Here is a 15096-nt window from a genome sequence, read left to right on the forward strand (position 1 = left end):
TCCTCCCATACTATTGAAATAAGGTATCTGCCCAAGTTGCTCTTTTCTTTCTATCTTTTCTTACCTCTGGAATATCTACCGTAGAACTAACACATTGAACATCATCGAAAGAATAGTTTTTTATTTCATTTTTAGATTTTAGAAGTGAATACTTGTTTTTATACATCATATTATTCTTAACTTGCCAACCAAGAGAAAACACACTCTTGTATGGAACCTTTTCTTTTATACACTGGCATAATACATATAGCACAAATGATGCATCATATCCCTGATCATGAATAAGATTGTTTACTGCTTTCAGTACAACTTTATAGTCTTCAGATGATTTATAGAATTTGTAGTATATATCAACGATTTGCTGCTTCATCTTCTTTTCCTTGTGGCAGTCCGGATGATAGTAGCGAGAACCATCTTTTATTGCTATCTCTGATGGTACTCTCTCGCCACTATGTTTACAGAACGTGTAGCCACAAATATATTCTCTAGGTTTGGGCATTCACGTCACTCTTTCCTTAATTAAATGGCAGCCCCTGTTCATCAACATCATCAGGGATATTCATAAACCCCTTTGGGCTGCTATCTGCTGTTGGCGTGCTTCTATTCTGCCCAATCATTTCTGCCGCAAATACAGTTAAGTTTGTAAATGTCACCTTTTTATCCTGATCAAAGTGGTTCGTTACTTCAAACTCTGTAACATGAATCCTATCAAGCCTTTTTAGTCCTGCAGCCAATTCTTTTGCTCCACTACCCACAAAACGTGCAAAACCATTATAGTCTGTTATATACTTAGTATTATCCTTAGGATCCTTTTTACTGGTAGACAGATTAACATCGATATAATTTCCTTTTCCAGGTCTTACTTCCCATACTGTTGCGTAAAATCCATTACTTCTTAATCCCATTATTTTTTCTCTCCTTATTTTCGAACTAGTTTCAATTTCTTGATTAAATCAACCAAAACATCTGGATTTTCAATCTTCAATGGATTCCCTTCATTTGGTTCCACTGCCATACAAAGTTCCTTTACCCTGGCCTTTGCGTTATCGCTTAATGCGATCTTTTTATTTGCTATCTCCCATGCTTCCTTTCGCATTTCAGCTAAAGCAAGATTTTCTTCTGTATCCTCCATACCTTCATAGATATACAACCCGAGGCCATGCCGAGCACATGCTTTTGTTATACTTCTTTGTATTGCTTTGTTTGCATCTGTGGACATAATCTGATCATAAGGAATCGACCGATTGCGATTGTCCATGATTGGAAGATACTCGATATGCTCAACCTCCTTAATCATTACGCCAGTCTTAACCCAACCAGATTTGCCATCATCAAACCAGGGACGTCCATCTTCATTCTCATAGATCTTATATGTAGCATCAGGACAAATGGTTTTTAGGCGTGCCCATTCCCCTGCCCATTTAATATAAGAAATATCGTTCTTCTTCTTGACCTTATCATCCATATTTACTGAGTAAAGTTGATTAAAAATATTATCCATTCTACCTCCTGCCATTTACCGGCACACACTATGTGGTAAGGAGGCCACAAAACTTGAGAGCCTCCCAAGTTACATTTATAAATCAGCGGTTGTCGTATTCCGCAGTTTATACAGTTGTTTTATGAAGCGAGTACTGAGGAATCATATCCTCCAACATAAGAAGCTTTTGGGAAATCTTTTCTGTTTTCCCTTTATCCAGTTTCTTTTCGTCAGCTAATCTGTTTTTTATGTCCGCTGCCTTATACTTCAAATTACGGTCCATAATAAAAGCAATATGGTCATGCTTTGATTGTCTTTTCCTATCAGCAACAATTTGTTCTGGAGTCCGCCGGATCTTTGTATCTCCAAACACCCGTTGAGACTTTGTAAATTTATTTTCAAATGACATATTGTGTCCTCCACTTGTGATAATTGATATAGATTTTTATGCTTTCAACTCAACCAAATATTTAATGGCCATCTGATCCTCTCTATATACTACGATTTCATCATTTTTCAGCATACGGCCAGCATGAGCATGAAGGCAGTTCGCGCCAGGACATACGCTTTGTAAAGTGTCATAGTTAAATCTGTAGTATTTGTGATCAAATGCGTACACATCATAGGGCTTGCCACAGGCAACATCCATGATAGCCATAAACGCAAAATGTTTCCATGGGTCCAAATGGATCCACTGAGAGATGTGTAGCCCATAGATTTTCTTGCTTTAGACGCATAGTAAATACCGTATCCAAACATCTTTCCAGTAATTACTGCATTTGTAGGCCTTAACGCCAAACCGTTATTGATAATCGACCACCAATTTTCATTCCTAGAACCATGCCAGAGTAATTTCCTATTAGTAATATTTTCTTTGGAACAAAAATCATCAAACATATTCTGTGTTCTTAAATTTGTAACGCGCCAAGCATTATGGAATTTCCCAACGCAACCTCCCAACAACTTCTTTATTAGACATACATCTTCTGTACTACATTCTTCAAACATCAGTCCCATTGCTTCTAATATAGTGGCTGAGTTCTTGTTCACATCTGATTTATTTGGGTTGATTTCGAGCCCATTTTGAACAACCTGCCCCTTCATAACATCAAGTAAATCCTGTTCTGTTTGTATTATTTGAGGAAAATCTTTGCAAGATCTTGCAAGATAATCTTTGACGTTTCCCATTTTTCTAGGGATCACTGTGAATAATCTAAGAAGTTTTTTGTTAAACTCATCTAAGCTAGAAATTGTTAGTAACTCAGATAATAATCTTTGCGCTTCATCCAACATTGCGTGTGTAACTTTACTTACTGTTATATTATAGTTTGTTTCTATTGCTTTTTTGGCCATTAACTGCAGACGTTCAACAATTTCTGAAATCGCAGGATTTTCAATAGCTTTATATTCCGTTCTAACTCGATTGCCATCGTCCGCTATAACCAAATCTCTAATTAAATCTGTTTGATCAACATACCCTTTTTTGCATTTCTCATTGAGTTTTCTTTCCCATTGGTTTATAGGATATATTCGTTTTTGAGGCGAACTTCCTACCCTCCCATATTCTGCTGTCCATGTACCATCACCATTTGATGTACATCTATAATATTTGTTATTATTAGAATCTGGAGACACCATTAGAAGATATGCAAATTGTTTCTCCACTGCCAGATTGGGTCCCTACTTAAGGCAAATCAGTAATTCGATATCCGAGTCATCAAAAACATCATCAATTATTTCTTTCACGGTATCCCAATCAAGGTGATCCTTTCCACATCCAATTTTAGGCATTGCAATTCTATCGACATGATTGCTTTCTGCCCAATCCCTTGCTTCTTCAAGGGCCATCACCATAGCTTCATAGGAAGGTTTACCAAAGGCTCTTTTCTTAACTACTAAGTTCAGAATATTCCCCACCGGTATGCAACTACCAACAGCTGGATACCCGCCCAGTATGTCATCAACATAATCGCTTAGCCTTTCCTCCATGTTATATCTTTGGTCAATTTCCTTTGCTACTCCGGCCCCCAAATTCAAATCAGCACTTATAGCGTGCATAATATAATATCCTTGAGAAACTTCAAACAAATCTCTATATTCTTCCTGAATCAATATTTAATCCCTCCAATCCTTTTAATCAAATATTACCCTTTTTATGTATTCGCTGCTTTTCTTTTTAGTGTCTGCAATTAACATTTTTTCGCATAGTCTTCTTGTTGCAATCAATAGACCCTTTTTCAAATCAAAGATATCCAATTTGTCGCAACTGGCGGAGGCCTGGTATCCACCTGTCCTTACTTGTACTTTCTTCTCATTTGTCCTAAATTCAATACTTAACATGTCACGACAATTTAAATCTTCCCTACCATTGTAATAACAATATGATTCCATAGGGCACATGCCACACTCGTCAATTAACCTAGAATCAATCAGCTTCCAATCGCTCCAAGATTTTTTGTGTTTTGCAAAGTATTTATCATAAACATTTATTGGTACAGTTAAATGGGCGGTTCCTGAACCATCCTCTAAGCTAACAGAACCTGCCTCAACCTGTTTCACAAAAAAGACATCTCCTTTTTGAATCCCATATGACTGAATCGCCTCTACTTTATCTCCCTTATTAATCATCTTCTTTTACCTTTCTTTGCTTTTATTTTAAACCCAACTATAGCTCCCAATAGGAAAACTACAGTCAATACCATTATCAGAGTTCCTAATTTAATAAAAACCATGCTATTCTACCGTTTTAAAATAAATGTCGGTTCTACGGTTAGCATCTGTTGCTTCTTTGCTTAACGAGCCATCTGGATTTCTATTTGGAATAATAGGTTTTGCCCCACCGTTTCCTACAGTAATGATACGATTTGCATTGATACCGTTCACTATCAAGAATTTTTTTACAGTTTCAGCTCTCTGCTCTGATAAAATCCGTTCAGCCTCTGTCGTATTATCTGATGCAACATTGCCTTCAATTTGAATCACCGTACCATCAAGTGTTTTTGCAATATCAACGAACTCCGCTAATGAATTAGAAGCTTCTTTATTATCCATGAAATTGCATGTATTAGCTATAAAGTTAACCGTAACTGCCTTAGATAGAAGCGCTTCTGCATTAATAATATTTTGCCGGTTATCATCTGTTACTACAGCTCTATTTTTCTCTGTATTTACAGTTTCGATCATACTGAATTTTTCAGATAAAACTTCTGAGTATTTAGTATCAAATAACCCAGTGATCATATCCGAATTTACGTTTTCACCAACAGACTTCCAAACATTACACATATCTGCAAAGACAACAGGAGCTTCCTCTTTAAGCGTTTTAATGTTACTTGCATAATCTGTAAGCGCCGCATCCTCCGTCATGCTTTTAATAGATTCATCACTTTCTCCAGCAAACATCGGCATTGCGGTTCTGACAGCATTAAACTCACTGTTATACTTATCAGCTGCTTTTAAAGATCCTTCGATAAACTTTGATACAAGTTCGGGGTTGGAATCAGCAAAGTCTTTACGGAATAATATCCCATCCATTATAAGTTTAGTGGAACTCGCTGTACTGAATAGTACATGACAATTAGAAGTGGTTGTGGCTTGTGTAAGATATGGCTGCCATGTAGCAGCAACGTCAATCTGGCCGGCAAAAAAGGCTTTTGCTGCTTCATCCGGTGTTTCAAAGAAAATCAGATTATTAATAATTTGTTGTTTCTGGCCCTCTGATAAATCAGATTGGTTTACAAACCAAACAACCAATGAGTGTGCTTCAGAAAATTGGGGAACTCCAATCCTAGCATTGACGAGTGATTCAACTGTCTGGAAGTTATTTGTAGCAATAATCCCATCACCGCCATTGCTGTAGTTTGTAATGTATGGCATAATAACTGGAACCCCTGCATCAGTAAATTTTTGTGAGAGAAATGCTATTCTATTAATTGTATAACCGGCGGCGTCTAGATCTCCCTTAATTAGAGCATTAGAACTTTGTGTTGCATCATTGATCACATGAATATTTACGTTTATACCAAGCTCATCAAAGATAGATCCAGGTTGGGTAGTTAAACCTCCTGCTGCATCAATAATACTTTTCCATCCAATCCATTCATCCAATGATAGATTAATAGTATTGTTTTTAGCAGCAATGTCTCTTTTATCGCCAGAAGCACCTTCTTCTGCCATTGTCTTAGAAGTGTCCTTCTTATTTTTTGCTGTATAGAATGTTTCTTTATCAGCCTTTTTCATTTTAATAAAGCCTCTTTTAACGCCTTGAAAAATTCCTAAGCTGACCATTACGATGATCAATAAAAATACTAGAATTTTACCACCCTTAGCCAATTTAAATCTTCTCATTATTTTACTACTCCTTTTTTGTCATATTTTTTTTGCAGATTAGCAATGTAATCGCTGGTATGCATGTCTTTCGCTTCTAACAACGCTCGATTTGTTTTTGTTTCAAGCCTATTTTCATGCACGATTCTGGCCCCCACTGCCTTCTGCCTGGTTTCTGTACAGCCGTCATCTACACTTTCAAGTAACTTGCTTACAGTATCCCGTTTCTTTAGATCCGTCATCTGATCATACATTTCACCCATTTGCTGATTCATTTCCAATTCTGCAATCTTTCTTTTACTATCTGTTTTTAGCTTATGAAGAACTCTCTCCTTTTGGTCCGCAATAAGCTTTGCATCATTAACCATAGGTGTCAGATCCTGTATTGCTCTCTCGTACTGCTCAACGATTACAATAATTTCTTCTCTTCTTTCAGCTAGAACTTGCGCACTATCTATCTTTCCAGTTCTAACAAGATTCTCACACTTTAACTCAATATCCTTTAATTCCTCCCGAGCTTTTACTAAATCTCTTTTTAAACATTCCAATTTTCCAGATGTTTTTTGAAGCATATCATGTGCCTCATTAAATTGTCCCTGAGCTCGCTCAATTGCCTGTTGATAAATAGCCCTGGCGCCGTCCGGTGTCTTCGCCTTATCTTCTATAAAAAGATTTAAGAATCCGCCGCACAGGATCAGTAATTTCTTACGAAAATCAGGAAACAAAATCAATGCTACAATTACAAAGCCAAGTGTAATATATGTTAGCAGTATACTAAAAGTCATCGCTCATCCTCTCTCCCAATAAAAATTTCAAGCTGCTCTATCATATCTACTTCTTTCATAATTCTTTCATCAGCCGCAGCCATTTCTGCTTTAGCGTTATAGATGTCAGAGTTTTTCTTCTCTATTTCAGCTTTTAGCTGTTCAATCTCAGCTTCTGCTTCAGAAATTTGAATATGTTTACTGTCATCAAGTTCGGACTTTACAGATATAAGGATTCTTCTGCGATTTGCACCATCATCTAAAACTTCATCAATGGTAATGCCTGATGCCTCTAATATTCCTAAAACGGTAGCTTTCTTTGTAAGCTGTGGCATCTCATTAGGTAATGTCCTTATAAACTTTTCCACCTTATATATTGATCGTTCTAACTCGGAGATCCCGTTCTTCATGTAAATGTCTCCAATTAAATTTTCCGCAATCGACTCCGGAATCTCTACTTCGGGTGCCCCCATTAAATCATCATTATAACTCATTCCATTGCGTTCACCCTGGGAATATCGCTCTTCAATAATTCCCAGTTTTTCTAGTAATCCCATTTCAATTTCCTTTCTTTAACATTATTATTTCATCACACATCCGCTCTGCTTCCGCAGTACTATGCGTAATCATTAAAATTGTATTCTGCGTCTTCTTATGTTCTGATAGAATAAGATTCTGCATTTCTTGTCTCGTATCCTCGTCTAAAGCCGATAGAGGTTCATCCATTAAAATAATTTCAGGATTAACAAACATAGTTCTTGCCAACGCAAGCCGCTGTCTCATACCTCCCGAAAGTTCACCTGGCAGGTACGACTCGTATCCCGCAAGCCCTACTCTCTTCAAGGATTGAGCAGCAGCCTCCATTAACTCATAGGATATTCTTTCGTGTTTGACTTTGCTGGATATCAATATATTATCAATTGACGTTAGCCAATCAAAACATGTATAACTTTGATGCATCATGTATATGGGGCTGTTTTTTGAGTTTATGACATTGCCATATAGTGGTTTCTCTAAACCAGCTATAGTTCTAAGAAGAGTGGTTTTACCAACTCCAGATTCACCAAGAATACCGTAGATTTTAGACGAGAACTGGTAATTTAAATCTTTTAAAAGTGGTTTATCCCTTGAATATCCAATTGAAAGCCCATCAAGTTTAATCATCCTGCTTCAAGTACCTCCATTTAAACATTTTTGCTCCAATAAATCCTGCTAATTTATCGCATATTACGCTGATAATCATGATCATTGCTATCGATGCAAAGACTAAATCAGTTCGCCCCCTTGAACTTGACTGGTGTATGATATACCCAAGGCCATATTTTGCATTTATAGTTTCGACAAATGGTACATATGTCCATCCAATAGATATAAGGAGTACAAAATTCTCAAAAATAGATGGCATAGCATCCGGCAGAACTACCATTAAAATTACCTGAATGCGATTCATGCCAAGCGTTTTCCCTGTATCAACTAAATCTGGATTTACATTATTGAGAGCCAATACGACTGCTGGCATCATTGAAACAAACGTGACTAAAATCAGAAATGTGATTTTCATTATTTCACCAATTCCGCACCACATAATAAGAAGTGGGTAAAAAGCAGTTACGGGAATATATCTCATGGTTTTCACAATGGGATATAATAATTCCCTTATGTACTTAATTGAATAAATAAATAGTCCAAATACTAATGCTAGACCTCCTGAAAAAATAGAAGCCATTGTTACTCTTTTGAATGAAAAAATAATTCCAGCAGATAACTGTCCCGAATCAAACAGCGATATAATTCCTCTTAAAACAAGATCCGGACCTGGTATAAATAACGGGTTAACTCCTTCCGCTATTACAAACCAAATAACAATTATGATGGCAGCAACAAAAATCCGCCTAATAAAACACTTCATTTTTCCCCCTCTCATTTGATCACTGTGATTAAATAACCTTCTACTTTATATAGGTATAAGCATACTACATCTTCTCCTTCCATTTTTTTATCAACTGGGCCGGCGGGATTCGAACCCACGAATGCAGGAGTCAAAGTCCTGTGCCTTCCCCCTTGGCAACGGCCCACTAATTTAGGGTACAAAAAAACAATACCTGCCGAAGAAACGAACAGCCAAAGAACTGCCTATGTATCTGTCTTAAAGTATTGCTATTTTATCTATATACGTTTGTATCTCCTTTATATTGATTTTTGCAGATCGGATCCCCGCTAAGCTCTTGCCGCACATGAGACTTACTTGCCAAGAGAATTTCCACTTGGATCATCAGTAGTTTGATCACGCAGAGTTAACAATCCAGAGTTTCTATATATCCTACTATCCAATTATATAAATATGAAATATCCGAGAACTACGGTTGAGAAGAAAGAACTAATTGATTTTTGTTTGATCTTTACCATGAACACATTATATCACTTTTTAAGTTATATGTCAATAGATATCATAATTTAAGTATGCTTGATTATAAAAATGCCGCATTAGCACTCATCTAATACGGCTTATCGACATTACATACAATACTATTTATTCCTTTTCTTCTGTTTTGATTATTTTGTTCAGTTCAGCTATAGTAATACAGAACTGCCTGCATATCGATTTCTTATTGCCGCTTCTCGCATATTCTTGATAGATCTCGCCTGAGCTCCACTTATACTCCACGGGTAAGTTAATAAAATCTTCTGTCATTGTCACACTCCTGTCTGATGTCATCTACGCTGCTCTATTGTAATAGGAAAGGCTTTTTCCGTCAACCCATAAACTCTGTTGCGATATCGCAACAGTATGTCCATTTTATCTAGCATTCTTATTTACCTGATGTCTTAACTCAAAATAATCGAAATCCGCCCCGTTAGCAAGTCCTATTGATTCATTGAGCATAGCATTGTTAATATCATACATTCTTAATGCCATCTCAACACACTGCAGATCTTTATCAGAAACACATCCACTCTGAGCTATTTTTTCACATATTTCTTTTGACCATTCAAACATAAATTCCCCTCAATCTAAAATTCTATCTTCCTTCATAAACATATAATCTAAGCAGCACATCTTTTTTCTTCTGATGATAGATTCGTTAGCATCGTATCAACATTCTCAATGGGAATTACCTTTAAATTATCTTTTAAAGCCTGCATCTCATCTATTAAATCTATTGGTATCTCATTGTACATATATCTTCCATCCTTCCAAATAATACTTTTATTCGAACATTTCACATAGGCTTTCAATATAGTGTCGATTAACAATCGTATCTAGCCATTCAAGAGGGATATTTTTATTCCCATAATAAATACCAGCTAAACCGCCAACAACAGCTCCAACAGTATCGGTATCATCACCAAGATTAACAGCTTTTAAAACACAATCCTTATATGAATCTGTATTCAGCAAGCACCATATAGCAGCTTCTAAAGTATGAATCACATATCCACTACTTTTTATTTCTTCATTTGATAACTTCCTAAATTTATTAATATTCCTCAATCTTTCATATGCAGCAACTTCTGGTTCGCTCATTGCATCGTAGTAGGCGAATGCGGCATGCACTCCCCGCTCTACCAAATCCGTTAAAGTTCCCTGTCCCAGAATCAGCTCTTTTGCAACAAGCACATATATCCCACATCCCACCATACTTCGCATATGTCTATGTGTGAGTGAAGATACATTATGTATTAATTGAACTTGCGCATTCAAAGACAGCTCCTCATGAGAGCATAAAAAGAACGCAATTGGCAAAATACGCATTAATGAGCCATTTCCGTTTTCGTATTCAGATACCATACCGCATTCTAAAGGTGTAGATCCACGCCCATAACTCATAATTGCTCTACTTGTAGCATTCCCCACATCAAATACTTCACCAGTCGCTGTATAATCTCCATACATTAGCCATGACGAAAACTTGTCCATTATATCGGCATAATTTAGACCCTTACACTTTATAATACTATCGAGCAAGGCAAGTGTTAAACTTGTGTCATCCGACCATACCCCTTTAGGCTGTCCATGGGTTCCATATTCTCGCATTGTACTGACAGGATTTACTTCTATTTCCTGCCGTGTTCTAAATTCCATAGGAACACCTAATGCATCTCCAATAGCCAGGCCAATAATACCATCATACAACTTTTCCAAATTTTTCCTCCAGCTTCTACCCTTCCCCTGATCTCTCAATGACACTTCCAAATAATACTTTTTATCCTACTCCCCATATCTTTCTTTTTTTAAATGCTTTGCAAAAGAAGGGGTAATATCATCATCTATACTTTCGCTTCCACAACGTGGGCATTTTATTGGATTCTCTTCGTAAGAATAAAATATAATACCACATCCATGACACCTGAATGATTTTGTATTAATTTTTATTTTTAAATATTTTTCTCTATCATTTGAATCATTCTTTACTCTACTCCTCTCGTCAAATAACCCCGGAGGTATTGGTATGAATATCTCGGACATTGATTCTCCTCTATTTTCTATACACCTTAAACTAGATATGCCTCGGTGATATTTATATAACCATATTCTTGCGCTTCTTTGATGGCCTCAACAATATCCGTGGACACAGCCTCATATTGAGCGGCTTTCCCCATATAAATTCCATTAACATGATATACCTTTTTTTCATTCATAGTGTCATCCTCCGTTCGATGAATAATTCTATTGTCTACATACGAGAATTTTAATATCTATATTTTAAACACTCGTATCCCCAGGGATATCCTTTATCATCAGTTTTACCATTAAGCTACTTACATTTTCGGCAGTTCTTAATGCACTGCATTACCTTCATAGATTTCCTCCTGCTATTAAATCTTATATGGACTATTCTCCCATGTAATATCATCCCACTCGTTGTTTTCTTCCAATAACTCAAAGTGTCCATATGACCACATCTTAATATCCTTGTCATCATCTTCAGAACATTGAAAACTGCTCATATTAATATGTATTCCATCTGTCCATTCATCAAGTTCATCTTCTTCTATATAATCATAACCAACTGAGGTTTCTAACCCATACTTCTCTTTTACCTTTTCTTCGTATTCTTCCAAACAATTTATGCGTCTAACAGGCCTATTCATCCAGGCAACAAGCCTACCATTCATATCTCTCGCGATATAATTAAATCCTAGCACTTTTAAAGCTTTGCATTTTTTCTCATTCACAAATATTCCTCCACATCAAAACTGGTTTCTGTTTTTAGACTCGCAAGCTCATCCACTTTCTTCTCGGCGTTAACACATACATTATGCTAGTCTTCGTCCCGTTCAAGCCTCATACTCAGCCCAGCACCTATTATATCTGTTAGGATTTTCCGATTCGCTTCTTAATCTTCTATAACATAATCTTTTAATTTGTATAATTCCATAGTCACAAAATACTTCTTACGTTCCTTATCACTGATCCTCCCAGAAGCATTTATTACGCAAGCTTTAAACTCTGTATATTTAAAAAGCTGAAGGAGTGTCTTAATTAATATTAATGTCATTAAAGAGGCAATTATCCATGAAGCTGTGACATCACTTGTAAACACCCTATATCATGTAAATATAATCAATGCTATAGCAAACACATGAACAAATGTAAGCCATCTCGGTTTTTCATCGATATATGCAACATCCTCTTCCCAGTCATTCCAGCGCTTTCCTAATCTAATTATAATCAACCGCGTAAAAATGCCGATAACTGCCCAAAAAAGGATATAAACGCAAAATAATTTAACTTCATAAAATTCCTTCCTATGGTGAAACTGACAAGGATGTATCTTTAAACACCAGCCTCGATCTTCCTTCCATTATATCAAAATTACATCCATAACACCACTGCAGAATAAATCTGCTATCCCTTTCAGTTCAGAGATACAACTTCTGACTACATGTATGTATCACTGAACTGTTGATAGACAGAAGGAGGGCATTATTATCCCTCCTCCCATGTCCACAAATCTGTTTTATTCAAACTAATATAACATAAATGTCAAATCAGCTTGTCCGCCCTTATAATAGATTTTGTAATCCGGTTCATCATCATACTCTAATCCCCTCTCAACCTGATAAATATTTTCAAACCAAAAGCAGCCTGAATCGGATGTTTCCGTGCTGAGCTTGAGTGTATTTTCGGATGGTATGTATTTATAGTCCTTTATCGGCAGCAGTAGAGAGAAACTACATCCAATCCCTCTAATGACCATTAATACCTCATTATCGTGACCACAAACCGCCTTCAACAATTCCAAAAAATTCACCATATTATTCGTTCCTCCTCGCCAGAACAGAACATAAGTTCACCCTGAGATAATTCTATCACTTCTTAAATATTTTAGCAACCCCTACCTAAACGTATGTTCTTTTTGGTATAAAGATTATGGGGACTAATTGGTCCCCATGGTATCCATACATAATTTCTTTGTTTCCCACATTGGCTTTCCCCAACGGGTAGCCGCATTCTTAAATTCTACGTAATATTTTTCAGCTGCCTTTTCAACATCCCCTCCGGAATCTTCGATATATGGAAGGAGTGTTGCCACTAATCCAGAATTCCTAATCTTCAACTCTCCATATTTACGTGGTAAATTAGCCTCTCTTTTAGTACGGTAAAACCTTAGCTTCATTCTTGCATGCTTCTCATCGGGAGTTGTTGCCTCTGGCTTACCCGTATTGAGCTGAAATTTGATAATACAATCAGTAGGGCAAACTTCCTCCTCAATAAGACGATCTGCTAAATGATTATACCTCCTATATTTGGTCTGCTGATCAGCTTCGTGAACATATTTCATACATTCATCGGTAAATTCCAATGTCCTTCCATTTACTGTAATCTTATTGCCATCTATTCCAGAATGTTCTACGCAGAGTGCTTCTTCCGCGGTTAGTCCTTCATATATCAAATAAAAGTACGCTTTATCATAAGCATTTTGAAATATATTCAATAGCTCTTCAAGTTCCCTTTTAGAAATGTATGAATCTTTCATTATGGAAACCTCCTTCCTCTCTTGTTTTATGGTATCACTATATTTTTTATATGTCAATAGATATTATTTTTAAAGTGTGATTTTGGCTCCTATGATGCTGGCAGCCTTATATTTTGCCTCTTTATCTTCTGGAAGGTACCGCATCGTAGTGCTAACCTCCACATGCCCTACTGCATTGCAAGTAAGTTTAATATCTCCAGTCTCTCTGTATACAATATTACAAAAGGCACTTCTAATCTTATGTGGAGAATACTCGACTCCAAGTGCTGCCTTCGTATATTTCTTCACTATATTATATACTGCATTCACACAAATACGCTGTCGCCGATTAGAAATAAATAGCGCATCGCCTTCCTTCCCGCCATAATCCTTCATAAGTTTTTCTCTTTTCTCCATCCACTTTGTCAATGTAGGCATTATTTGGCTTATATCATATTCATGTTCGGTATGTCCTTTTCCCAGAATAGCCAAGATTGCTTTTCCATCTTCATTAATCCTAATATCATCAATATTGATTTCACATAACTCTGACTCTCTCATCCCAGTATAGATAAGTACGCCTAACATGGACAAGTCACGCTCAATCCAGGGCAGATTGTATGCTTGCTGTTTAGTCCCACCTACGCCACATTTTATTGCTAGAAGGACATCATTTAAGTTGTCCTCTGTGATATCTGGATGAGATACCCTATCCTTCCCTGCTGGAGCCTTAATCTGCTTTATTGGATTTTTGGAAATGATTCCTGCGTTTTCAAGAAAATCATAAAAACTCTTCAGCGCATAGTATGTTGTCTTTCGGATCGAAACGCTTGTCTCAACAAGTTCTTCTATATCATTTTTAGGATCATATATTTTCTTTCTAGCCTTTGAGGCTAAATACTCAGATGGATATTTTAGAGATTCACTAAAAATTTTTAGATCATCAGAATCTATCCATAACAAATAGTTTCTAATAATGCGTATATAACATAAACATGTTTTTGGTAGCGTATTTTGCGCAGTCAACCAATAATAATATTCCGACACATATTCCGGCATATCTAAGAGTAGTTTTTTAATGCTTTGCTCGGTTTTCAAATTACTCTCCATCCTGCCCGTCATAATAATTCCTCCTACTACAATATATTTATGGTTAATATCCCTTACATCCAGTAAGGAATTATCCATCTTGTTGCTTAAGCTGTTAGAATGTAAGAGCAATCGGTATAGCGGATTCCTCCTTGGGCTTTGCGCCCGTAAATAAGTCTGCTAACCAGCTCTTCATTCGCAGCATTCGTTTTATGCAGGTTGAGCCGTCCTTTGGAATGCGTTCGTGTCACACCACAGTAGATTGAATGGGCAATGAGTAAAACTGGTATTGACCAATTGCTACCTAAGATAAAGGAGTGACATTTTTATGAGCATGAACGCAGTAGGTATTGATGTTTCCAAACGAAAGAGCACCGTGGCTATCCTACGTCCCGGCGGTGAAGTTGTCGCCAGTCCCTTTGATCGTTCCCCATCTATCAGGCTGTTTCCAGTCCTCTTATCAACACATCAGACG

22 protein-coding genes and 1 tRNA gene are annotated in these 15096 nt (G+C 36.8%); all 23 read right to left on the minus strand.

Annotated features, from left to right (window positions below):
* Positions 1–10: 10 nt before the first annotated feature.
* The 23 genes from HMPREF9469_RS04355 to HMPREF9469_RS04450 all read right to left on the minus strand — a co-directional run bounded on the left by HMPREF9469_RS04355 (position 11) and on the right by HMPREF9469_RS04450 (position 14654).
* The gene (locus HMPREF9469_RS04355) at positions 11–499 is read right to left on the minus strand and encodes a hypothetical protein (RefSeq protein WP_007859526.1); all 489 of its coding nucleotides are present in this window, start codon (positions 497–499) and stop codon (positions 11–13) included.
* A gap of 16 nt (positions 500–515) precedes the next feature.
* Entirely contained in the window at positions 516–905 is a 390-nt protein-coding gene (locus tag HMPREF9469_RS04360) for a hypothetical protein (protein ID WP_007859528.1), read from the minus strand.
* Between the two features lie 14 nt (positions 906–919).
* Positions 920–1501, minus strand: a complete 582-nt coding sequence (locus HMPREF9469_RS04365) for a Sak single strand annealing protein (RefSeq protein ID WP_007859530.1) — start codon at positions 1499–1501, stop codon at positions 920–922.
* 106 nt (positions 1502–1607) lie between these two features.
* A complete protein-coding gene (locus tag HMPREF9469_RS04370) occupies positions 1608–1889 on the minus strand; it encodes a hypothetical protein (RefSeq protein ID WP_007859531.1) in 282 nt (93 codons plus the stop codon).
* A 107-nt stretch (positions 1890–1996) separates the two neighbouring features.
* The gene (locus tag HMPREF9469_RS04375) at positions 1997–3145 is read right to left on the minus strand and encodes a WGR domain-containing protein (RefSeq protein ID WP_007859533.1); all 1149 of its coding nucleotides are present in this window, start codon (positions 3143–3145) and stop codon (positions 1997–1999) included.
* Positions 3146–3160: 15 nt separating this feature from the next.
* Positions 3161–3592, minus strand: a complete 432-nt coding sequence (locus HMPREF9469_RS30535) for a macro domain-containing protein (RefSeq protein ID WP_007859541.1) — start codon at positions 3590–3592, stop codon at positions 3161–3163.
* 21 nt (positions 3593–3613) lie between these two features.
* Complete coding sequence (locus tag HMPREF9469_RS04385) at positions 3614–4039, minus strand: hypothetical protein (protein WP_157140254.1); 426 nt, start codon at positions 4037–4039, stop codon at positions 3614–3616.
* A gap of 174 nt (positions 4040–4213) precedes the next feature.
* Positions 4214–5827: a phosphate ABC transporter substrate-binding/OmpA family protein gene (locus HMPREF9469_RS04390; protein ID WP_007859544.1), complete on the minus strand. Its 1614-nt coding sequence runs from the start codon at positions 5825–5827 to the stop codon at positions 4214–4216.
* Positions 5827–6591, minus strand: coding sequence for a PspA/IM30 family protein (locus HMPREF9469_RS04395; protein WP_007859546.1), 765 nt, complete (start codon positions 6589–6591; stop codon positions 5827–5829). The genes HMPREF9469_RS04390 and HMPREF9469_RS04395 overlap by 1 nt, the downstream gene beginning before the upstream one ends.
* Positions 6588–7127, minus strand: coding sequence for a hypothetical protein (locus tag HMPREF9469_RS04400; RefSeq protein WP_007859548.1), 540 nt, complete (start codon positions 7125–7127; stop codon positions 6588–6590). Before HMPREF9469_RS04400 ends, HMPREF9469_RS04395 begins: the two co-directional genes overlap by 4 nt.
* Position 7128: 1 nt before the next feature.
* Positions 7129–7734: an ABC transporter ATP-binding protein gene (locus tag HMPREF9469_RS04405; RefSeq protein WP_007859558.1), complete on the minus strand. Its 606-nt coding sequence runs from the start codon at positions 7732–7734 to the stop codon at positions 7129–7131.
* Positions 7727–8479, minus strand: coding sequence for an ABC transporter permease (locus HMPREF9469_RS04410; RefSeq protein WP_007859559.1), 753 nt, complete (start codon positions 8477–8479; stop codon positions 7727–7729). Before HMPREF9469_RS04410 ends, HMPREF9469_RS04405 begins: the two co-directional genes overlap by 8 nt.
* A 94-nt stretch (positions 8480–8573) precedes the next feature.
* A tRNA-Gln gene (locus HMPREF9469_RS04415) sits at positions 8574–8645 on the minus strand.
* A gap of 455 nt (positions 8646–9100) precedes the next feature.
* Positions 9101–9262, minus strand: a complete 162-nt coding sequence (locus tag HMPREF9469_RS31895) for a hypothetical protein (protein WP_007859560.1) — start codon at positions 9260–9262, stop codon at positions 9101–9103.
* A gap of 105 nt (positions 9263–9367) precedes the next feature.
* Positions 9368–9568 (minus strand): hypothetical protein, encoded by a 201-nt coding sequence (locus tag HMPREF9469_RS04420; protein ID WP_007859561.1) that lies wholly within the window; start codon positions 9566–9568, stop codon positions 9368–9370.
* A gap of 47 nt (positions 9569–9615) precedes the next feature.
* Positions 9616–9750: a hypothetical protein gene (locus HMPREF9469_RS33305; RefSeq protein ID WP_007859562.1), complete on the minus strand. Its 135-nt coding sequence runs from the start codon at positions 9748–9750 to the stop codon at positions 9616–9618.
* 28 nt (positions 9751–9778) lie between these two features.
* A complete protein-coding gene (locus tag HMPREF9469_RS04425) occupies positions 9779–10714 on the minus strand; it encodes an ADP-ribosylglycohydrolase family protein (RefSeq protein WP_007859563.1) in 936 nt (311 codons plus the stop codon).
* Between the two features lie 66 nt (positions 10715–10780).
* The gene (locus HMPREF9469_RS04430; RefSeq protein ID WP_007859566.1) at positions 10781–11038 is read right to left on the minus strand and encodes a hypothetical protein; all 258 of its coding nucleotides are present in this window, start codon (positions 11036–11038) and stop codon (positions 10781–10783) included.
* A gap of 26 nt (positions 11039–11064) precedes the next feature.
* The gene (locus HMPREF9469_RS31900; protein ID WP_007859576.1) at positions 11065–11211 is read right to left on the minus strand and encodes a hypothetical protein; all 147 of its coding nucleotides are present in this window, start codon (positions 11209–11211) and stop codon (positions 11065–11067) included.
* Between the two features lie 177 nt (positions 11212–11388).
* Positions 11389–11748: a hypothetical protein gene (locus HMPREF9469_RS04435; protein ID WP_007859578.1), complete on the minus strand. Its 360-nt coding sequence runs from the start codon at positions 11746–11748 to the stop codon at positions 11389–11391.
* 794 nt (positions 11749–12542) lie between these two features.
* The gene (locus HMPREF9469_RS04440; protein WP_007859579.1) at positions 12543–12830 is read right to left on the minus strand and encodes a hypothetical protein; all 288 of its coding nucleotides are present in this window, start codon (positions 12828–12830) and stop codon (positions 12543–12545) included.
* A gap of 123 nt (positions 12831–12953) precedes the next feature.
* Positions 12954–13553: a hypothetical protein gene (locus tag HMPREF9469_RS04445; protein ID WP_007859580.1), complete on the minus strand. Its 600-nt coding sequence runs from the start codon at positions 13551–13553 to the stop codon at positions 12954–12956.
* A 69-nt stretch (positions 13554–13622) separates the two neighbouring features.
* Positions 13623–14654, minus strand: a complete 1032-nt coding sequence (locus tag HMPREF9469_RS04450; RefSeq protein ID WP_007859581.1) for a tyrosine-type recombinase/integrase — start codon at positions 14652–14654, stop codon at positions 13623–13625.
* Positions 14655–15096: the final 442 nt, after the last annotated feature.

Origin of the sequence: [Clostridium] citroniae WAL-17108 (genome assembly GCF_000233455.1) — a bacterium.
Classification (GTDB): Bacteria; Bacillota; Clostridia; order Lachnospirales; family Lachnospiraceae; genus Enterocloster; species Enterocloster citroniae.